This window comes from Paenibacillus naphthalenovorans, from assembly GCF_001465255.1.
Lineage (GTDB): Bacteria > Bacillota > Bacilli > Paenibacillales > NBRC-103111 > Paenibacillus_G > Paenibacillus_G naphthalenovorans.
In genome coordinates, this window is record NZ_CP013652.1 from 710,939 (window position 1) to 731,777 (window position 20,839).

16 protein-coding genes and 3 pseudogenes are annotated in these 20,839 nt (G+C 48.6%); 12 read left to right on the forward strand and 7 right to left on the reverse strand.

Annotation, left to right across the window (positions count from 1 at the left end):
- Positions 1–160: 160 nt before the first annotated feature.
- On the forward strand, positions 161–1,006 hold the full coding sequence (locus IJ22_RS03460; RefSeq protein WP_062407264.1) for a lipoate--protein ligase family protein: 846 nt from the start codon (positions 161–163) through the stop codon (positions 1,004–1,006).
- 74 nt (positions 1,007–1,080) lie between these two features.
- On the opposite strand, the gene IJ22_RS03465 is transcribed toward IJ22_RS03460, so the two are convergent.
- Together IJ22_RS03465 and dat are read right to left on the reverse strand one after the other, a co-directional pair.
- Positions 1,081–1,407 (reverse strand): DMT family transporter, encoded by a 327-nt coding sequence (locus IJ22_RS03465; protein WP_054818015.1) that lies wholly within the window; start codon positions 1,405–1,407, stop codon positions 1,081–1,083.
- 262 nt (positions 1,408–1,669) lie between these two features.
- Positions 1,670–2,509 (reverse strand): D-amino-acid transaminase, encoded by an 840-nt coding sequence (gene dat / locus IJ22_RS03470; protein ID WP_062407265.1) that lies wholly within the window; start codon positions 2,507–2,509, stop codon positions 1,670–1,672.
- Positions 2,510–2,901: 392 nt separating this feature from the next.
- On the opposite strand from dat, the gene IJ22_RS03475 reads away from it, so the two are divergent.
- Positions 2,902–5,502, forward strand: a complete 2,601-nt coding sequence (locus IJ22_RS03475) for an adenosylcobalamin-dependent ribonucleoside-diphosphate reductase (protein WP_062407267.1) — start codon at positions 2,902–2,904, stop codon at positions 5,500–5,502.
- A 267-nt stretch (positions 5,503–5,769) separates the two neighbouring features.
- A pseudogene (locus IJ22_RS25575) lies at positions 5,770–5,949 on the forward strand (transposase); the annotation flags it as partial.
- Here IJ22_RS25575 and IJ22_RS25580 read toward each other — a convergent pair.
- Positions 5,936–6,094, reverse strand: a pseudogene (locus IJ22_RS25580) (transposase); the annotation flags it as partial. The pseudogenes IJ22_RS25575 and IJ22_RS25580 overlap by 14 nt on opposite strands.
- Positions 6,088–6,264, reverse strand: a pseudogene (locus IJ22_RS03480) (IS256 family transposase); the annotation flags it as partial. The pseudogenes IJ22_RS03480 and IJ22_RS25580, both read right to left, overlap by 7 nt.
- A 298-nt stretch (positions 6,265–6,562) precedes the next feature.
- Between IJ22_RS03480 and IJ22_RS03485 the strand changes: the two are divergent.
- The 9 genes from IJ22_RS03485 to IJ22_RS25585 all read left to right on the forward strand — a co-directional run bounded on the left by IJ22_RS03485 (position 6,563) and on the right by IJ22_RS25585 (position 17,350).
- Positions 6,563–7,201, forward strand: a complete 639-nt coding sequence (locus IJ22_RS03485; RefSeq protein WP_054818001.1) for a Crp/Fnr family transcriptional regulator — start codon at positions 6,563–6,565, stop codon at positions 7,199–7,201.
- A gap of 68 nt (positions 7,202–7,269) precedes the next feature.
- Entirely contained in the window at positions 7,270–8,199 is a 930-nt protein-coding gene (locus IJ22_RS03490; protein ID WP_062407269.1) for an MBL fold metallo-hydrolase, read from the forward strand.
- A gap of 729 nt (positions 8,200–8,928) precedes the next feature.
- On the forward strand, positions 8,929–10,212 hold the full coding sequence (locus tag IJ22_RS03495) for a M20 family metallo-hydrolase (RefSeq protein WP_062407271.1): 1,284 nt from the start codon (positions 8,929–8,931) through the stop codon (positions 10,210–10,212).
- Entirely contained in the window at positions 10,209–11,828 is a 1,620-nt protein-coding gene (locus IJ22_RS03500) for an ABC transporter substrate-binding protein (protein WP_062407273.1), read from the forward strand. The genes IJ22_RS03495 and IJ22_RS03500 overlap by 4 nt, the downstream gene beginning before the upstream one ends.
- A gap of 57 nt (positions 11,829–11,885) precedes the next feature.
- Positions 11,886–12,839, forward strand: a complete 954-nt coding sequence (locus tag IJ22_RS03505; RefSeq protein ID WP_054817994.1) for an ABC transporter permease — start codon at positions 11,886–11,888, stop codon at positions 12,837–12,839.
- Positions 12,840–12,873: 34 nt separating this feature from the next.
- Positions 12,874–13,785, forward strand: a complete 912-nt coding sequence (locus IJ22_RS03510; RefSeq protein ID WP_074730088.1) for an ABC transporter permease — start codon at positions 12,874–12,876, stop codon at positions 13,783–13,785.
- A gap of 20 nt (positions 13,786–13,805) precedes the next feature.
- Entirely contained in the window at positions 13,806–14,819 is a 1,014-nt protein-coding gene (locus IJ22_RS03515) for an ABC transporter ATP-binding protein (protein ID WP_062407275.1), read from the forward strand.
- A 4-nt stretch (positions 14,820–14,823) separates the two neighbouring features.
- On the forward strand, positions 14,824–15,888 hold the full coding sequence (locus tag IJ22_RS03520; RefSeq protein ID WP_062407277.1) for an oligopeptide/dipeptide ABC transporter ATP-binding protein: 1,065 nt from the start codon (positions 14,824–14,826) through the stop codon (positions 15,886–15,888).
- 101 nt (positions 15,889–15,989) lie between these two features.
- Positions 15,990–17,350, forward strand: a protein-coding gene (locus IJ22_RS25585; RefSeq protein WP_137670821.1) for an IS3 family transposase whose coding sequence is annotated in 2 segments (ribosomal slippage) — positions 15,990–16,446 and positions 16,446–17,350 — 1,362 coding nt in all. Because the reading frame shifts where the segments join, the coding sequence is not laid out codon by codon here.
- 97 nt (positions 17,351–17,447) lie between these two features.
- Here IJ22_RS25585 and ald read toward each other — a convergent pair.
- From ald to IJ22_RS03545, 3 genes are read right to left on the reverse strand one after another with little or no spacing between them, the layout of a single operon-like run.
- Entirely contained in the window at positions 17,448–18,566 is a 1,119-nt protein-coding gene (ald, locus tag IJ22_RS03535; RefSeq protein ID WP_054817989.1) for an alanine dehydrogenase, read from the reverse strand.
- Positions 18,563–19,456 (reverse strand): NAD(P)-dependent oxidoreductase, encoded by an 894-nt coding sequence (locus IJ22_RS03540; RefSeq protein WP_062407282.1) that lies wholly within the window; start codon positions 19,454–19,456, stop codon positions 18,563–18,565. Before IJ22_RS03540 ends, ald begins: the two co-directional genes overlap by 4 nt.
- Positions 19,453–20,829 (reverse strand): aspartate aminotransferase family protein, encoded by a 1,377-nt coding sequence (locus tag IJ22_RS03545; protein ID WP_082660654.1) that lies wholly within the window; start codon positions 20,827–20,829, stop codon positions 19,453–19,455. The genes IJ22_RS03540 and IJ22_RS03545 overlap by 4 nt, the downstream gene beginning before the upstream one ends.
- Between the last annotated feature and the right edge of the window lie 10 nt (positions 20,830–20,839).

Below are 20,839 nucleotides of genomic sequence, written 5' to 3' on the forward strand. Positions count from 1 at the left end.
AGTTAATTTTTAGTATGTACAAATTAGGGGCTTTCAAACCGTACGGTAATGTTTTATGATGGGGTAACAGCGTAATTGCGACGGCGATTTCTGCGCGTATGGCATTAAGACACGCTGTGAACATGGCGGGCTGACGTACAGTAAAGGAATGGTGATATAGATGAACAGAGAATGGCGGTTTATCCGTTCGGGCTTTGGCGCGCCGGATTACAATATGGCTGTGGATGAAGCGATTCTGACGGCACATAGCGAGGGCCTGGTTGCTCCAACCGTCAGGTTTTATGGATGGGATCCCGCAACGCTGTCGGTCGGTTTTTTTCAGAAAGCTTTAAGCGAGGTGAATTTCGACGCGCTGGAGCAGGAAGGCATCGGCTTTGTCCGGAGGGCGACCGGAGGGCGCGCCGTGCTTCACGATAAGGAGCTGACGTACAGCATGATCGTGTCGGAAAGCTATCCCGGCATTCCGCGGAGCGTCACCGAGGCGTACCGTGTGCTCAGCGAAGGGCTGCTGCTCGGGTTTCGCAAGCTTGGGTTGTCGGCGGAGATGGTCCAGCTGGAGAATGAAGAAGACAAGGAGAAGTACGCATCCATGGGTTCGGCTGCCTGCTTCGATTCTCCGTCCTGGTACGAGCTTGTCGTAGAGGGAAGGAAGGTGGCCGGGAGCGCGCAAACCCGGCAGAAAGGCGTTGTGCTTCAGCACGGCTCGATTCTTCTGGATCTCGATGCGGATCAGTTGTTCAGATTGCTGCGCTTCTCCAGCGAGCGCGTGATGGAGCGGATGAAGCAGCAGTTTTTAAAGAAGGCGGTTGCGATTAATGAAGTGCGCGGCGGAGCGGGTCTGCCGAGGGTGACATTGACCGAGGTGGAAGAGGCTTTCCTGGCAGGCATTGAAGAAGGGCTGGGGATTCGGCTGGTCCCGGCAGAACTGACGGCCTATGAACAGGAGCTCGTCGAACGGTTAAGGGTTGAGAAGTACGGCAATTCAGAGTGGAATCTCCGGAGATAGCGGTCTCCGGTTTTTTCGTTTTGGCCACGAAGCTGTGACAGACCATGATCAACAAGACCAACATGCCGGCAGCATCAGGATTTGACGGTTCTCAGATTTAATACAATCACTCCCGCAATAATAAGCAAGACTCCAACCACTGTGTTTAAGCTCAATTTTTCTTTCCAAACCAGAAAGCCGATGAGCGCAGTGGCGGCCGTACCGACTCCGGACCAAATAGCATAAGCGATGCCCAAGGGGATTTGCTGCAGGGATAAAGAAAGTAAATAGAAGGCCGCCGAAAAACCGATGATGACGCCAATACTGGGAAGTAATTTGGTAAACCCCCCGGATGCTTTCAGCATGGAAGTGCCGAACAGTTCAAATCCAATCGCCAAGGCCAAGAATAAATAAGCTTTCAATGCCGTTCCTCCTTCGTTAAGCCTGCTGCGCCGCCAAATCTGATCCGGCTCCTGAAGCTTCTCTAGGAGCGGCTCCGGATGTAGAGTGACACCTGCAAGCAGACCGGAGCATCGTCCATAAAAAACACTGTACCGTCTGGACGGTTTATCTGTCAATCCCGCATTTTCGGCTGATCCGCCGGCCAACGGTCAAAAGCCGCACGGCAGGTACTGTGCGGCGGCGTAAGGCACTTTGGTACAGGGGATACTGTAATGTGATGGACTAGAACGAAATCGTCTTCTCAAACTCGTTTTGCAGCCTGCGGGTGATCTCTCCCGGACGGCCGTCGGCTACGGGGACGCCGTCGACGGAGATGACAGGAGTGACTTCCACGGTCGTACCCGTGATGAAAACTTCATCTGCGGCGCGAAGCTCTTTCAATGTAAATGGCGTTTCCCGAACGGAGAGGCCGAGTCCTTGAGCCAGCCGGAGCACAACCGCGCGGGTGATGCCGTGCAGGATCAGATGGTTGGCAGGATGCGTAATAACGGCGCCGTCTTTGACGATCATGATATTGGATGCGCTGCATTCCGTTACGGTGCCGTTGCGATGCAGAATGACATCGCCGGCTCCCTGATCCACCGCATGCTGCTTGGCCAGGACATTGGGCAGCAGATTTAATGTCTTCAAATCGCAGCGGAGCCAGCGGATGTCTTCCATCGTCACGGCCGAGATGCCTTCTTTCATGGTGTTCAGCGGACGGCGGGCTTCGGTGGTATACGCCATCAGGATCGGCTTGGTGTCCGCGGGAAACGGATGTGAACGCGGTGCGGCTCCACGGGTCACCTGCATGTACACGGTACCCTCGGACAAGCCGTTGATGCGGATCAGTTCTTCCAGTCGTCCCGTCAGCTCCCCGGAAGGAAGGGGAAGCGGAATTCTCAAAGCAGCGGCGCTTTTCTCCCAGCGCTCAAAATGAGCCGCGGCTTCATACAGCCTTCCATGATATACGCGAAATACTTCATAGACCCCATCGCCAAAATAATAACCGCGGTCTTCGGGAGAAATCTGGAGTTCTTCTTTTGAAACGAACCGGTCCTGATATAAATAAGTTAAGGACATCAAGAAACCCTCCTGTACAATAGAGATACGAACATATGTTTGCATAAATTCAGCGAACATGATACACTATTTCTAGACTAGCAATCCGCCGATCGATTGTCAAAACCGCCTGCGGATTGCCGCCCTGTCGGATTTCAATCGAATTTGTAACAGGGGCTTAAGACCCTTTTTTATGAAGAAAAATTGAATGTTTTGTCGAAAATGGTGAAAATTTTAGAGATGAAAAAGAGAGCTATAGAGAGAAAAAGGAAGCTTTCCGCCAGCGTGCTTGGACTAAATCGCCAATTTCGTTTTTTTTGTATTAGAAACACTATATATTGTATTGTATAATGGATCCTACATACCATATATTGTGATTCATCTTTTTGAATATATTCCGGGAGGTTATTGTTTTGAAGACCATGCAGGAGACCAAATTGGAAGGCTTAAGCGAGAAAATTTTTCTGGATCGCTACGCGATGAAGAATGCGGATACCAGTCAAACGAAGGTTGGAGATACAGTATTGGTGCTGACAAAGGACGACCCTAAATTTCCTGCCAAGGAAGTCGGCGAAGTCATCGAGCGTAACGGGAGACAGGTCAAAGTCAAGCTGCGCAGCGGTGAGGTTGTCGATTCCTCTGTAGAGAAGCTTACATTAACCTTGGAAAAAACGCCTCAGCAAATGTGGGACCGTTTGGCCACTGCTATGGCTTCTGTGGAAGCGACTCCGGAGAAACAAGCCGAATGGACCGAAAAGTTCCGGTACATTCTGGACGACTGGAAGCTTGTACCCGGCGGACGGATTGCCGCAGGCGCCGATGCTAGCGATGAGCTGACGCTTTTCAATTGTTATGTAATTCCTTCTCCGCATGACAGCCGTGGAGGAATTATGGCCACGCTGTCCGAGATGACCGAAATTATGGCCCGGGGCGGCGGTGTAGGGATTAATTTATCCTCTCTCCGTCCGCGCCGTTCCATTGTCAGGGGAGTCAACGGGTCTTCAAGCGGCGCCGTTTCCTGGGGCGGACTGTTCAGCTATACAACGGGCTTGATCGAGCAGGGTGGCAGCCGCCGCGGCGCGCTGATGCTGATGATGAATGATTGGCACCCTGACGTATTGGATTTTATTACCGTCAAACAAACGATGGGGCAAATTACGAATGCCAATTTGTCCGTATGCGTCAGCAACGGCTTCATGAAAGCCGTGAAGGAAGATTTGGATTGGGAATTGGTGTACCCGGACACGACGGACCCTGAATATAACGAGATTTGGGACGGGGATCTGGAGAAGTGGAGAAAAGCGGGTAAGAACATTATTCATTACCGTACGGTGAAGGCCCGCGACGTGTGGCATACGATTATCGAATCCGCCTGGAAATCCGCGGAACCGGGCGTCGTATTCATGGAATACTACAACCAGATGTCCAACAGCTGGTATTTCAATCCGATCATATGTACAAATCCTTGCGGGGAGCAGGGGCTTCCGGCTTGGGGAGTCTGCAACCTGTCGGCAATCAACCTGTCCAAGTTTTACGACGAAGAAAAACATGATGTGGCTTGGGACGAGCTGGCGACGGTGGTCCGTTATTCGACACGGTTCTTGGATAATGTCATTGACAAAACGCCTTACCATTTTGAAGAGAATCGGATCAACCAACAGGGAGAACGCCGCATAGGCCTTGGCTCCATGGGTCTCGCCGAGCTGATGATCAAGCTGAACATCCGTTACGGCAGCACGGAATCGCTGATGTTTCTTGATAAGCTTTATGGCTTTATTGCGAAGGAAGCATATCTCGCATCCGCAGATATTGCGGAAGAAAAGGGCTCCTTCAAGCATTTTGACACAGAACTGTTCCTGCAAAGCGGTTTTATGAAGACGATGACCTCTGTTTACCCGGAAGTCGGCGCAGCCATCAAGAAGAAGGGGATGCGCAATGTCACGGTCATTACGCAGGCGCCTACCGGAAGCACGGGTACGATGGTTGGCACATCGACCGGGATCGAGCCTTACTTTGCGTTTGAATATTACCGTCAAAGCCGTCTGGGCTTCGACAAGCAATATGTGCCGATTGCGCAGCAGTGGAAGGATCAGCACCCGAACGAGGAGCTGCCGGATTATTTCGTCACTGCGATGGACTTGTCCGCAGAAGATCATATTCGTGTACAAGCCGCCATTCAAAAATGGGTGGATAGCTCTATCTCCAAAACGGCCAACTGCCCTGCCGACTTTACGGTGGAAGAAACGAAGCGTCTGTACGAGCTCGCCTTTGATTTGGGTTGTAAAGGCGTAACCATCTACCGTGACGGAAGCCGCGACGTACAGGTGCTCAGCACAGACAAGAAGGACGATAAGGCTGAGGAAGCAAAGGGAACGGAAACGCAAGCAGCTCCTGCTGCAGATGCAGTCAATGCGAAGGAACAATCCTCCTTGACCGGCCTCACCCAATCGTTGGCTGTGAATATCGACGCGAAGACGGAGCAGGTGTTCGACAAGCAGTACAAACGCCGTCCGCAAGCTCTCCGCGGCGCAACCTACAAGTTCAATACGCCTTTCGGCATGGCTTATATCACGATTAACGATATGGATGGAAGCCCGAGCGAGATTTTCCTGAACGTGGGCAAGGCCGGTTCCGATGTATTCGCGATGTCCGAAGCGCTCGGCCGCGTCTGCTCATTGTTCCTTCGCTACGGCGACCACGGCAACAAGGTGCAGCTTTTAATCAAGCACCTGAAGGGCATCGGCGGCTCCGGCGCGATCGGGTTCGGCGCCAACCGCGTCGAATCGATTGCCGACGCCGTCGCCCAAGCGCTTGAAATGCACGTCAATTTCTCCGACAGCGCGGAAAACTACGTCACCGCCACCCAGGAAGTCGTCCAGGAGACAACAGCTCAATATGCAGTAACCCGCAGCGCAGCCACATCCCTTGACCTGTGCCCGTCCTGCGGCTCCGCCTCACTGATCAACAGCGAGGGCTGCAAAAATTGCAGCAACTGCGGCTACAGCAAGTGTTAACTCGGGTATGATTAATAACTGAAACTAATGAGCCCCTTTTTCTTGATATGACAATACAGGCGGCATATACACATGTATATGCCGCCTGTATTTATTTTGGGTGAGGAAAAATGTTGGAGGAAAATGCTGTTGATAAATGCAGAGTAATAATATATACACGTATATATACTGAAAGGGAATCAAGCTATATAAGTTGAACTAATGATCCCAATTACAATCTGATGCACAGACGATCAATGATTTTCATGGGATTTGTCGTGATTTGTACCGTTTCTGAGCGAAATGAACGGAAGAGTCAAACTGGTCTTTCTGCCACCTTACAGCCCACAACTCAATATCGTTGAAGGTCTTTGGAAATGGCTGAAGGCTGATGTCATTAACAATGTCTTCTACCACACTGTGGAGGAGATTCGCCTAAACGTTCGCACCTTCATGGAGGGTACTTGAAGAAGGTAGCCAGCTCGTCCCAATTGCTGCGCCACGAACGGATGATGAGCGGATATTTAGCGCCCCATGTTTCCTCGAAACGATCCAGCTCCACAAGCGCCATCTCCTCCGTCACCGCTTTATAGATCGGCTTCAGATCAGCTTGTTTTTGACGTCGTTTTTTTCGTAGCCGAGGTGGGTGTCCATCTCCGCTTCGAGCATTTCCTGGATCGTCTCAGCAAACAATTCCTTCAGTGCATTCTGCGCATCTTGAGCCGTTACCAGATTGTTTTCTTTAATAAACTGACGCAACTGCTCTTTACTCCATAATCCCATGTCTACTCCCAACCTTTCGATGCAAAGTTTAAGTTTTTTTAACATAAGACTTTGATTCTTATTCCACAATGGGTGCGATAATTCAATAACGAATACAGCCATTTCCTTACCGGGTATTTTCTTTGTGAAGAAGTAGATTTTTTTCGATTTGTTGTGCGCCCCGATCTATTTGCGTTGAAGCTTTTTTAAAATTGTTTGATTTTTGTCGGGTATCCGACTGTTTTATAACAAAACATACACTATAATACCAATATGATAACTATGGATTATCGGATTCGTTATACGAGGTGACAACAACATGATCAATGAACGGAAAGAAGAACATATTTTGGCCGAACTCTTTGAAGAAAACGGGGTTTTGCGGAAATTCAAAAAGAATGAATTTATTTTCAGGGAAGACGAGGAAAGTCAGGACGTTTATTTTGTTCGATCGGGTCTTGTCAAAATCTCACAGTCGGCTCAGGAAGGACAAAATATCACCTTGTTTTTGCGCAACACGGGTGAAGTTTTCGGTGCCGCCGAAGTGCTGACCGGCCAACGGCGGCAACGGTACGCACGGTGCATCTTGGAAAGCGAAGTGCTGCTGGTTCCCGCATCTCAATTTACGAGCTTGACGTTAAGCCGGCCCGATGTTCTGTATGCATTAACGGTTTCCAATGCGCGTCGACTGCTGTATACCCAACAGTTCGTGGAAACGTTGATTTCCAGGCCTGTGGCTTGGAGGCTGGCCCATTTTCTTACCCAACTGGGTGTACAGAAGCAGAACAAAATTCATGTGAGCTTGCCGCTAAGTCATGAAGAAATCTCCTACATCATCGGGTGCAGCAGACAGACGATTACGGAAACATTAAATAAGTGGAACGAAAAAGGAATCATTCAATACGAGAAAAAACGAGTGACGATTAACGATTCCAATGCGTTTATGTCCAATCTTTAGTCATATTTACCGCGATAGAAGACGTTTCATTTAATCGATAAACAGAATAAATCAATGGAGGAATCAACATGCTAATTCAACCACAGGAGAATCTGCAGCCTGAGTTTCATGAGCATTTAAAAGTTATTTTATTGGGTACGGGTTCGCCTCGAGCCTTCTACGGAAGGGCTAAGCCGGGAGTCGCCGTATTAGCGGGAAATAAAACCTTTTTAGTCGACTGCGGCGGTGGCGTTGTGGATCAATTGATTAAAGCGGGTGTCATGCCGCAACGGATTTCCGACGTTTTGTTCACCCATCATCACTATGATCACAATGGCGGTTTTTTCGATGTCTTTATTACAAGCTGGAGGACGCATATTACCCCGGAGCGTGTATTCGAAGGACGCTCAACGCCTATGCATGTATACGGACCTGAAACGACTAAAGAAATCATTGGTAAAATGAGGGAATCGTTTGAGTTCGATGTGAAGCTGCGGGTAAGTTACAATCTGTCGGATGAAGCAGGAGCACGGATTGAATATACTGAAAGAAATGAAGGCGTCGTCTATGATCAGGACGGGATTAAGATTACAGCCTTTGAAGTGGATCATCGTCCGGTCTATCCGGCGGTTGCGTACAAATTTGAATTCAACGGGAAATCGGTTGTTATTTCCGGAGATACGATCCCTGTGTCCAATATGATTAGGCAAAGCCAAGGCGTTGATCTCTTGGTGCACGAAGCTTATAACAAAGAATGGTTAGACGAATTAATTCATAAATACCCAGATTATGACAAAGCGCTCTCTAATCCGGCCAAGTATCATACCACCACATTGGAGGCAGCCGAAATTGCGAAGCAAGCAGGGGTCAAGCATCTCGTGCTTACTCATCATATTCCGGCGCCTGCGGCTAACGAGAATGCCGAGCAGGAATATATGAAGGGTATGAGAGACATTTTTAACGGAACGATCACGGTTGGACGTGACCTCATGACGTTTGATTTGGGTAACGAAGTATAGGATTCGTTGAGCGTGCTTGAAACCGCTGCATTGGATAGAAAAACGGCGTCGTCGATGCCGACTGCTTCAATTGCTTGTATGAAAACTACTATGATCGAAACTTGGCGGAATACTATCGCAGACTCCAATTGATACAGGAAATTCGAAAAGCCCCCGAAAAGTTTCCCCATTTCATAACGTGAATCAAATAAAGCATGGCGATCTTGATATTGAGATACGCCGTGCTTTTTTGTTTGTAGAACGTACATTCTGAGTTAGATATTAGCAAAGCAGCAGCGAAATGATACCTCCAAGAGACCTTCGCTGGATTCCCTGAGGTTGGTGCCCAGGTTCTTCTCGAATATCTCGATGGTCACTTCATTGACTCCGCCGCTTCCCTTATTTTCATTTATATTATGTTATATTATATTACATATAATCCAATTATACCTCAATAATGTCATATAATATAACTCGATTTAACGTAACTTTCTTGATGGATATGCAAATTGTACAATGGAAAACGGAATATTTAACCATTTTGTATAGTGATTTCATTTATTTAATGTAATATAATATAACATAACATATAATAGTGGAAATTACTTGGGGGTGAAATGAAACATGACGACATCATCCGATATCGAAGCACTTTATGGGATTTAGCCGCACTGTCGGACTCCATTAGGAATCAATTCAATACCGCAAAGTTTTATTGTCACCAACTTAGGATCATGCGAGGTGAGTCTGATGTCAACCACTGAATACCAAGTTGCTATAAATCGTTCGAGGATTGAAAAGAGGATTACGGAGCTGGGACAGATTGGCCGGATAGGCGATACAGGAGTATGCCGTTTGGCTCTATCCCAAGAGTACCGCCAAGGAGTGGAATTAGTCAAAGCATGGATGGAAGAGGCGGGGATGGTCTCGCGAATCGATCATTTCGGCAATGTAATCGGACGTCTGGAGGGAAAGAATCCGCATGCTCCCATACTCATGATGGGGTCGCATATTGACTCTCAGCCCTATGGCGGCAGATTTGACGGAGTGGTCGGCGTATTAGGTGCGATTGAGGCGGTCCAGACGATGAAGGAAAACGGGATTGTACCGGAAGTGCCCATTGAAGTCGCGGCTTTTTGCGATGAGGAGGGCTGCCGCTTTAATAACGGTTTTTTTGGTTCGAGAGGTATTTTGGGGCGATTGGAACCTGGAGAATTGGATAGGACAGATAAAAACGGGATCACAAGGAGGCAGGCTTTGATCGAATTTGGCGGCGATCCGGCTAAATTTGCAGAATCGGAATATGCCGCCGAGAACATCGGCGCCTATTTGGAATTGCACATTGAGCAAGGGCCCGTGTTGGAATCGCTGGATCGTCCTGTGGGGATTGTTACGGGAATTGCCGGTCTGCTGTGGTTGACGGTGGAAATGACGGGAACCGCCGGACACGCCGGATCGGTACCGATGCCGCTGAGAAAGGATGCTTTGGTAGGTGCGGCAAAAGTGATTGCTGCGCTGAACGATATTGTGAAGCCGAGCCCTGATTCTAAAGCCGTTGGGACGGTAGGGAATATACAGGTCTTTCCGGACTCGAGAAATATTATACCTGAAAAAGTCAAATTCACGATTGATTTGCGGGATATCGATCAGGGCAAGCGGGATGAGAACGAGAAGCGACTGAGAGAAAAGATCGAAGCCATTGCCCAAGAACACGGATTGACCTATTCGATCACCGAAGATAATAATAGCGAGCCAAGGTATTGTGCAGAGTGGATCAAATCGATCATAAATGAAGAAGGGGAACGAATGGGGCTGGATTGTCCCGAACTGATGAGCGGACCTGCTCACGATGCGTTGATCATGTCCTATGTCACCGATTACGCTATGATATTTGTCCGCTGTAAAGAAGGGATTAGCCATAATCCGAAAGAGTTTTCAAGTATAGAAGACATTTCATTGGGAACCGAACTCTTATATAGAACTGCTGTAAGGATAGCTACGGAAGCTTTCACAAAAAGGGGGGATTTGAGATGAAAAAATATTCGCGGTCCGTTCTGATTACAATATTCATTTGTATGTTTGCTGTTACTGCCTGTACCGATTCACCGTCGTCCTCAAGTCCATCCGATGGTGCGCAGCAAGCCGGCGGGACTTTGATCATCGGAACGGAATCGGAATACGACCAACTCGATCCGCATCGGGGTCAAGGCTGGGTAACGATGCGGGTCAATCATCAAATATATGAGTCCTTAGTCGAGGAAGATTTGTCTAAAGATTCGCAAGCGGCGCCTGTTCCGGCATTAAAACCGGCCCTGGCGACCAAGTGGGAAGTATCGCCGGACGGCAAAACCTACACGTTCACCTTGCGGGAAAATGTCAAATTCCATGACGGAACACCTTTTGATGCGGCTGCGGTCGAATTTAACGTCAGGCGTCTGACGGACGAAAGCTTCCAATACTATGATAAAATCGCCGCCAGTAAAACGTTTAGAACTTGGCGCTTTTACGATTCCGTGAAAGTGATCGATCCCCAAACGATCGACATTACGTTGAAGGAACCCTTTTCCACTTTCCCCCGAATGCTGGCCCAAATTAACTCTTTCCAGATTATCAGCCCGGAGGCCGTTAAAAAGTATGGCAATGATGGATTGGGTGAACATCCAAGCGGGACAGGGCCTTTCAAATTTTCCACTCGGGTACGCGGTGAAAAAGTCGAATTGGTTCGAAATGAGGAGTATTGGGGAGAAAAAGCAAAGTTGGACAAAGTTATTTTCCGCCCGCTGCCTGATCCGGCAGCAAGGGTAACAGCTTTGCAAAATGGAGAGGTTGACGTCATCGCCGTACCGCCCCCCGATTCTCTCGAAGGGCTGAAGAAGCAAGGATTTCAGGTGGTCTCCGGTCTGCCTCCGCATGTATGGTACATTGTCTTTAACTTTACCAACCCGATCATGCAGAAGAAAGAAGTCAGACAAGCGATTAACTATGCGATTAACAGGGAAGGCATTGCCAATGAACTGTTGAAGGGAACGGCAAAACCGGCTTACACAATACAGTCCCGAGGTCATGAAGCTTTTGATCCGAATAAAAAATGGTATGAATACGATCCGGAAAAAGCAAAACAATTGTTGGCGCAGGCCGGTTTGCCGGACGGTTTTGAAACGACCTTTATGACTTCCATCGATGGATCGGGACAATTGCTGCCTCTTCCGATGGCGGAATGGATTCAAAGAGATTTGGCTAAAGTGGGAATCAAACTGAAGATCCAGACTTCGGAATGGATTCAATATGTCAACAATTTCACGAACGGCATGCCTCCAGAGGTGGGGATGAATCAATTTTCGTCAGGCCGGACAGCGCCTTACTTCCTGGCCATGGTGGCGCACTCTGCGTTTAAAGCGCCCGGAGGTTTCAACTCCGGACAATATGTAAATAAAGAAGCCGATCAATTGATGGATATGGCCACACACGCCATCAATCCGGATGAAGCGATCAAATATTGGAAGCAGGCGGAGGAGATGATTATGGAGGATGCGGCTTTTGCCCCGATTGTAAATGATACCGCGCCTTATGTCGTTTCCCCGAATGTTAAAGGATTTATTTCCCCATCGGAAGAATGGTATGATCTGGTGCAAGTATCCATCCATAATTAAGTGATTAAGGGGACTCCGGGCTTGGAGCCCCCTTCCACGTAGAAAGGCGGAGAGAGGATGCTGCGTTATTTGGTTTTGCGAACCTTCATGACGATACCGATCCTTTTTGGAGTTTCCATCGTTGTTTTTATTCTGATTCAACTGATTCCGGGCGATCCCGTAAGAACGATGCTGGGGACGGAAGCCACGCAGGAAGCTGTAGAGCAGCTCCGAAAAGACATGGGATTCGATCAGCCGCTTTATGTGCAGTATGTTCATTGGCTTCTTAAAGTGCTGCAAGGCGATTTCGGCAAGTCCATCGCTCTGCACGTACCGGTCGCCGACTTGTTACTGCCGAAGCTGGGCAACACGATCATACTAACCATCGGAAGTATGCTGGTGTGTACTTTGATCGGCGGCATGACAGGGATCATTGCCGGGCTGAAGAAGGATTCCTGGTTTGACCGTATCAGTTCGGGATGGGCATTAATCGGAGCAAGCATGCCCGTTTTTTGGCTGGCGCTGATGTTGATGTGGTTTTTCTCGATTTATTTAGGTATTTTGCCGGTAAGCGGAATGTACAATTTGCGCAACCCGGGCGGGATTCCGGATCTTCTGCTTCATCTGATCCTTCCGTCCGTGGCTACGGCCACCGTTTCTACGGCCGTCATTGCCCGGATCACGCGAAGTGTAATCATCGAGATTCAGCAAAAAGAATACGTGCGCTTTTTCCAATCCTTCGGATTATCCTCCTTTACCAATACGACACGGCATGTATTGCGCAACGCCTTCTCGCCCATTTTGAATATTACCGGGCTGCAGATCGGTTATATCATGGGAGGAGCATTATTCAGCGAAGTGGTATTTGCCTGGCCGGGTCTTGGCCAGCGGATCTATATCGCCATCACCGCCAAAGATTATCCCGTGATTCAGGCAGGCATTCTGATGATTGCAGTCGCCTTTGTGCTCGTTAATTTAATGATCGACATCATCAACATGGCGATAAATCCGAAGCTGCGGGATTCGATTTAACAACTATTCGCTTATCCAAGAAAGGAGCGATTTTATGCAAGCGATCCGTAAGGAGCGTCGATCGACATGGCACTTGGTTCTTGCCCTGTTTTACCGGAATAAAGTGGCCATGACGGCCGCTGCGGTGATTTTGCTCATTACCGTTGCTTCCTTGCTGGCTCCCTGGATTGCTCCCTATCCCCCCAATGATGGAGATGGCAGCCTTCGGTTAGCTCCGCCGGGAACTCCGGGACACCTCTTGGGGCTGGATGATCAAGGGAGAGATATCCTGAGCAGGCTGCTTTGGGGTGGCCGGTTGTCCTTGATTTCGGCTGTCGTTCCCGTCGTTATTTCGGCTGTGATCAGTTTGCTGTTGGGGATAGTAGCGGGATATTATCGCGGTTTTATCGGAGAAACCATTATGCGGGTGCTGGATATCTTTTTTGCCTTTCCGGCTGTGCTTTTGTCCATTGCCATCACTGCGATTCTGGGGACGGGGTTGTTTAATGTCATGCTGGCCATGGTGATTGTGCGAATTCCTTATATGACGCGAGTGGTATATACCGATACGGTCATCGAGTGCCAAAAAGAGTATATCGAATCTGCGATAGCTCTGGGTGCCGGCGGTATGCACGTTCTTTTCCGCCAATTGCTGCCCAATGTTCTGACTTCTCTTGTTGTGTATGCCACAACGTTAACAGGGGTGACGATCATTACTATCGCAGGTCTGAGTTTTTTTGGTTTGGGCGTACAGCCCCCTGATGCGGACTGGGGTCGAATGACCAGTGACGGAAGGACGGTTCTTATGCAGGGTGCGCCCCATGTCACGTTATTTCCGGGATTGATGATTCTGATTGTATCTTTGGCATTCAGCCTGCTTGGAGATGGTCTTCGTGATGCCCTGGATCCTCAGCGCATTACGGCTGCGAGCGGCAAGAAACGGCGCATGGTGTCGACCGTGGAATAAATACGAGAGGAGGGTGCTGCATGGCCATTTCAAACATCTTGGAAGATCGGAAAAAGAACCGGCTTTTGGACGTTCAAAATTTATCTGCATATCTGACGACTGCGGACGGCACGGTGAAGGCGGTGGATCGCGTTTCATTTACGATCGACCAGGGAGAAATTATGGCTGTTGTCGGCGAATCCGGTTCGGGAAAGACGATGATGATTTCTTCCATAATGAATATGATCCCTTCTCACTTGCTGCAAAAATTGGAAGGCAGTGTCATGTTCCAGGGGGAAAAACTGTTTACGTTATCCGAAAAAAAAATGAGAGAGATCCGAGGAAATGGTATGGCCATGGTTTTTCAAAACGCAATGACGGCCTTGGACCCTTCCTATACCATCGGATCGCAGTTGATGGAATTGCTTCGCGAGAAAAAAGGGCTGTCATCGCAAGCGGCGAAAAAGCGAAGCCTCGAATTATTGTCTCAGGTGGGAATGCCTGCTCCCGAAAAAATGTTTTCCTCGTATGCCCACCGTTTAAGCGGAGGATTGCGCCAAAGAGCGGTCATTGCCATGGCGCTGTCCTGCGAACCATCCCTTATCATTGCCGATGAACCGACAACAGCGCTTGATCCCACCGTGCAGCTGCAAATTATCGAACTGTTTGAAAAGATCAATAAGGAGACGGGGACTGCGATTTTATTGATCACGCATGATTTTGGCGTGGTGGCCAGATTGGCCCAAAAAGTGGCTGTCATGTATGCGGGACAGATTGTGGAGCAAGGTTCGCTTGAGGAATTGTTACAGTCTCCTGCCCATCCGTATACAAGAAGCTTGTTGGCTTGTATTCCCAGTACCCAGTGGATTTTTTCAGGTAAAGAAAAACAAAAGCTGGTTCAAATTGAGGGGGCGCCTCCTTCCTTGGCGCATTTGCCGCCAGGGTGCCATTTTGCCGATCGGTGTCCGGAAGTCGAAGCCATTTGCCGGAAAGAGAAGCCCGAAATGGTGAAGATCAGTCATACTGCAGAAGTGCGATGCTGGAAAAGGGGGTAACGTCATGCAGAATGTTCAGCAGTTGAGATATTTGCCCGTTCATGAAAAACCGCTTATCGAGGTGCAGGAGCTTTCCAAAACCTATTTCCAAGGAATGCTGAAGAAAAAAGCAACAAAGGCAGTGGATGGCGTCAGTTTCTCGATTCGCCGGGGAACTTCGTTCGGATTGATCGGAGAATCCGGGTCAGGCAAAAGTACAGTAGGACGAATGCTTCTGCGGCTTATCAAGCCTACCTCAGGCAAAATAGTTTATGACGGAATAGATTTAGTCGGCCTGTCCGGCAAAGAACTGACTCGTTTCCGGCAGAAAATACAAATCGTCTTTCAGGATTCGGCTTCGGCCTTTAATCCCCGGCAGATGATCGGTGAACAGTTGGCGATCCCCTTATGGCGTTTTAAAAAGGTGACAAGCCAACAACAATTGAACAGCCGAATCGGGGAATTGCTGGAATTGGTAGGTTTAAGCGCCAGTTATGCAAACCGGTTTCCCCATGAATTATCGGGTGGACAAAGACAACGGGCAGGAATCGCCAGAGCGTTGTCGGTAGAACCGGAATTTCTGGTGCTTGACGAACCGGTATCCGCCCTCGATGTTTCCGTAAAATCACAAATCATCAACTTGCTTAAGCATTTGCAGGAGCAGTTGGGACTAACTTACTTATTTATTACCCACAACCTGGATATCGTCTCTTATCTTTGCGATGACGTGGCTGTGCTTTATCAAGGAAGGATTGTGGAGATGGGGGATACGAAAACGTTATTTCGGAACCCCTGCCATCCGTTTACGAGAGAGCTCTTGGGATCGATTCTTACCTTGCAAGGGCCATTGGCCGATTACTACGGGTTCCCCAAAAAATCGGACGGAAGCGATCTGCTGGAAAGTGTGCTTGGCTGGTCGGGCGCATGTCCCTATATGGCCAAATGCCCGTACCATACAACGACATGCCGGACGGGAGTTCCGGAATTGACGATGGCTGGCGACAACCATTACGTTCGCTGCTTTCAGATGGATCAGATTGGAAGCGAAAAGGAAGAAGAGAGGCCATTGTTGATGAATACAAACGGATGAACTTCATCCGTTTCTCAGCGTACACAAAAAGGAGCGGACTCGAACGGTGAACTGCACCCCAATTGTTAGACACACATCTAACAATTGGAGGTGCTTTTCTTTTGGCTAAATTTACAGCAGCAGAAAAAATAAAAGCGGTCAAACGATATTTAGAAGGACATACAGGTTATCAAACAATCGCACAGGAAATCGGTGTACATGTTAGTAAACTACAATATTGGGTGAAAAAATATCAATATCATGGAGAAGGGGCCTTTATAAAAACCTATACAAAATACACTGCCCAATATAAACTAGACGTAATTAACTATATGAACGAACACGGGACGTCCATTATTGAAACGGCAGCGAGATTTAACTTGTCTTCCGAATCGATTCTTTGGAATTGGCAAAATACCTTAGACACACTAGGCTGGGCGGCCCTGGAATCAAAGAAAAAGGGGCGTCCAACGATGAAAAAAGATGGTCAGAAACCAACAAACAAAACTGCACCAGCAGAAGGTTCAGCAGAGGCTTTGCAAGCAGAATTAGAGCGTTTACGTATGGAGAATGCTTATTTAAAAAAGTTGAATGCCTTAGTTCAAAGCAAGGAAAAATCACCAAACAAGACAAAGCGCAAGTAGTCTTTGAATTAAGGCATGAATTTCCGGTGAAATCAGTACTCAAGCTAGCAGGGATTCCACGTAGTACATATTATTACTGGGTGAAAAACTTTGGGAAATCGGATCAAGATGTCGAGTTAAAAAAACAGATCCAATCCATCTTTGACGAACATGAAGGGCGTTATGGTTATCGTCGTATTCGGGATGAATTGGTGAACCGTGGTTATATAGTGAATCATAAAAAAGTACAGCGAATCATGAAAGAATTGAGCTTGAAGTGCGTTGTCCGCATGAAAAAATATCGTTCTTACAAAGGGACAATAGGTAAGATTGCCCCCAATCTCTTAGACCGTCAATTTACAGCGGAAAAACCAAATAAGAAGTGGGTAACGGACATCACAGAGTTCAAATTATTTGGCGAAAAACTTTACCTGTCACCTGTTTTAGACTTATTTAACGGAGAAATTATTGCGTATACAATCGCTTCAAGACCAACCTATTCCCTCGTCTCGAAGATGCTGGAGAAGGCATTTGAACGACTGTCAGAGAACGATGTACTCCTCCTGCATTCCGATCAAGGCTGGCATTATCAGATGAAGCAATACCGTCAAGCCTTACAAGAAAGGGAGATCACGCAAAGTATGTCCCGTAAAGGCAATTGTTACGACAATGCGGTAATTGAGAATTTCTTTGGTATATTGAAATCCGAATTCCTCTATCTAAAGGAATTTGAAAGTGTGGAACACTTTAAACAAGAATTAGCGAAATATATCGATTACTATAACCACAAACGAATGAAGGCAAAATTAAAAGGCATGAGTCCAGTTCAATACCGTACGCATGCCTTACAAGCTGCCTAATAACATAACCTAGTCTAACTTTTTGGGGTCACTTCAACGGAGCTGCTCCTTTTTTTAGAATGGATAGCAATGAAAGTGGCGCTTACGGATTCAAGCCTCAAGCACTTATCATTTTCTCGACTTCCGAAAACGGGTAACCAAGCGCTTCGGCGACGCCTTTGAACGTAATTTTGCCATCCAGCGTATTCACTCCACGGGCGATCGCTTTATTTTTGGCAATCGCCCCTTTAAAGCCGTCGTTGGCGATTTGCAGCGCATAGGGAGTCGTTGCGTTGGCCAGCGCCAATGTGGATGTGCGGGCAACAGCTCCAGGCATATTCGACACGGCGTAATGGATGACGCCATGCTTGGTATAAGTTGGCTCATCATGCGTGGTAGCGCGGTCAATCGTTTCAATCGATCCTCCCTGATCAATCGCAACATCGACGATGACCGAACCCGGTTCCATTTGCTTCACCATCTCTTCGGTTACGAGCCGGGGTGATCGCGCCCCCGGAATCAGAACGGCTCCGATCACTAGATCCGAATCTTTTACGGCTTGGGCGATGTTATAAGGATGGGACATCAATAACCGGATTCGGCCGTTAAAGATTTCGTCCAGATACCGGAGGCGGCTTGGGTTGATGTCGAGCAACGTGACCTGCGCGCCCATGCCTGCTGCTATTTTCGCGGCGTTGATCCCGACGATGCCGCCGCCGATAATCGTTACCCGGCCAGGAAGTACGCCCGGTACTCCGCCAAGGAGCACCCCTTTTCCCCCTGAAGCTTTTTCGAGATAATGCGCGCCGACCTGAACGGCCATGCGTCCGGCCACCTCGCTCATCGGCTGCAGCAGCGGCAGTTCTCCGTTATCCAGCTGAATGGTTTCATAAGCAATGCCGGTAACTGCGTTATCCAGCAGCGCTTTTGTCAAATCCGGCAGCGGGGCAAGATGCAGGTAGGTGAATAAAATCAAATGTTGGCGAAAATAACGGTATTCTTCCGGAAGCGGTTCTTTTACTTTCATAACCATGTCCGCTTCCCAAGCGTCTTCCGCCGTTTGTACGATCTTCGCTCCCGCTGCGGCATAATCTTCATCGGCAAATCCGCTTCCAATGCCGGCCCGTGTTTCGATTTTGACCTGATGCCCGGCTTGGACAAGCGTCGAAACCCCTGCAGGCGTAATCGCTACGCGGTTTTCGTTATTCTTTATTTCCCTCGGCACGCTGATAATCATACGGATTCCCCTTTGACAATCAATCTGTATTTGTCTTCCATCGGACGGATAACGGCTGACACATCAGAGGCGCCATACCCCGATTGCTGGGCGGCTGCAATAGCTTCCCGGGCCGTTTCCGCCACGCGCAGCACCATCCCTTCATTACGGGCAACCTCACAGGCGATGCGCATATCTTTCAGCAATAGATCAATGCTGAAGCGTGGAGCAAATTCACGGTTGACGATTAACGGAAAAACCCAGTTAAGAGCCGCGCTGTTCCCTGTGCTCGATTGGAGCACCGAGAACATTTTTTCTTTATGAATCCCCGTTTTTTCTGCAAGCACCAGAGCTTCGGCAAGAACGGATGTATGCGCCCCGAAAAGCATATTATTAATCAGTTTCGTAATGCTGCCGCTGCCGCTGTCCCCCATATGCATGATCTTTTGGCCCATCGCTTGAAACACGGGAAGGGCCCGGTTCAAGGCTTGCTGATCTCCGCCGCACATGATGGTCAGGGTGCCGGCCTCTGCGCCCGACGGACCTCCGCTTACAGGCGCGTCGATGAAGGAAACGGCTTTTTTCCTTGCTTCCGCATCGATTTTTCGGCTCAAATCCGGACCTACCGTGCTGTGATCGGCCAGGATCATCCCCGGTCGGATACCGGCCATGATGCCGTTTTCTCCGAAGTATACCTGTTCCACCGTATCCGGCATAGGCAAGCAGGTAAGCACGATATCGGTTTTCGCCGCCAAATCTGCCGGATTCAAGGCCTCCATAGCTCCGTGGGATACGGCCGTTTCGATCGGTCCGCGGCTGCGGCTGTATACATAGACTTCAAACCCCCTTTTTAACAGATTCGTCGTCATCCTTAACCCCATAGTACCCAGGCCGATAAATCCTACCTTCATCCGATCCGTCCCCCTATATTCACTTTATCCGCTGCGGCTAAACATTCCAATGCTTGATCCAGCGTGTCCACGATAAAATCAATTTCTTTTTCGGAGGTGACAAACGGCGGAGACAATGTGATGATGTTGTTGAATCCCGGAACGGTATCGCTGTTTTTACCTGCCAGCAGTCCTTGTTTTTGGCATTCCGATAGCACCTTCAACATGATATCGGTAGAGACTGGCTCTTTGCTTTCTTTATCTTCCACCAATTCAATCCCGGCCAGAAAACCAAATACCCGGATATCCCCAACATGCGGATGAACGGTCAATCGGGCGAGTTTTTCCTCCAATAACTTGCCCATTTTGGCTGCTTGACCGACCAGATTTTCTTTTTCAAGAATTTCAATATTTTTTAAGGCGATGGCACAGGAAACCGGATTGCCTCCGAATGTATTAATGTGTCGGAAATGAGCGTCGGCCTCCGGTTGCTTGAACGCTTGATATATTTCGGCCCGGACCGCTGTTGCGGAAAGCGGCGAATAGGCGCTTGTGATGCCTTTGGCCATGGTGACGATGTCCGGCTTCACCGAAAAATTGAAGTGTCCGAATTTTGCTCCGGAACGCCCAAATCCGCAGATGACTTCATCGACAATCATCAATACACCATATTTGTCGCAAATTTTTCTAACCTCTTGCAAATACTCGGGAGGCGGCACAATAACCCCTCCGCCGGTAATGACAGGTTCAAGTATGACGCCGGCGACCGTTTCCGCGCCTTCCCAGTTCATGACCTCATCATAAATTTGCGCGCATTCCAGCTGGCAGCTTCCTTTCTCCTTGCCAAACGGGCAGCGGTAGCAATAGGGCGGCGGGACATGCAGGAAACCCGGCGTCAGCGGTTCATATTTGATTTTTCGGTGTGCTTGACCGGTCGCTGCTAATGCTCCCATCGAGTTGCCATGATACGCCCGATGCCTGGAGATAAATTTATGACGCGTAGGCTCGCCGTTTTGGTGATGATATTGGCGGGCAATTTTGAATGCTACTTCGTTGGCGTCCGAACCCGAATTCGAATAAAAAATCCGGTAATTTCCTTCCAGCCATTCGTTGATTTTCGCCGCCAGTTCTATGGCAGGCACATGACTTTGCACAAGGGACGCATAAGCAATCGTCTTGATCTGTTCTTTTGCCACTTCGGCGATTTCTTCACGCCCATGACCAATGTTTACGCACCACAGGCCCGACATCCCATCGAAAAACCGCTCTCCGTCAATGGTCGTAATCCAGCTTCCCTCTCCCGATACAACAATCATCGGATTTTCATTGTGCGGGGAAATTTGATGCCATAGATATTTGCTGTCTTTTTCCAACAGTTCCTGTTTGTTTAACATGTTTTTTTTC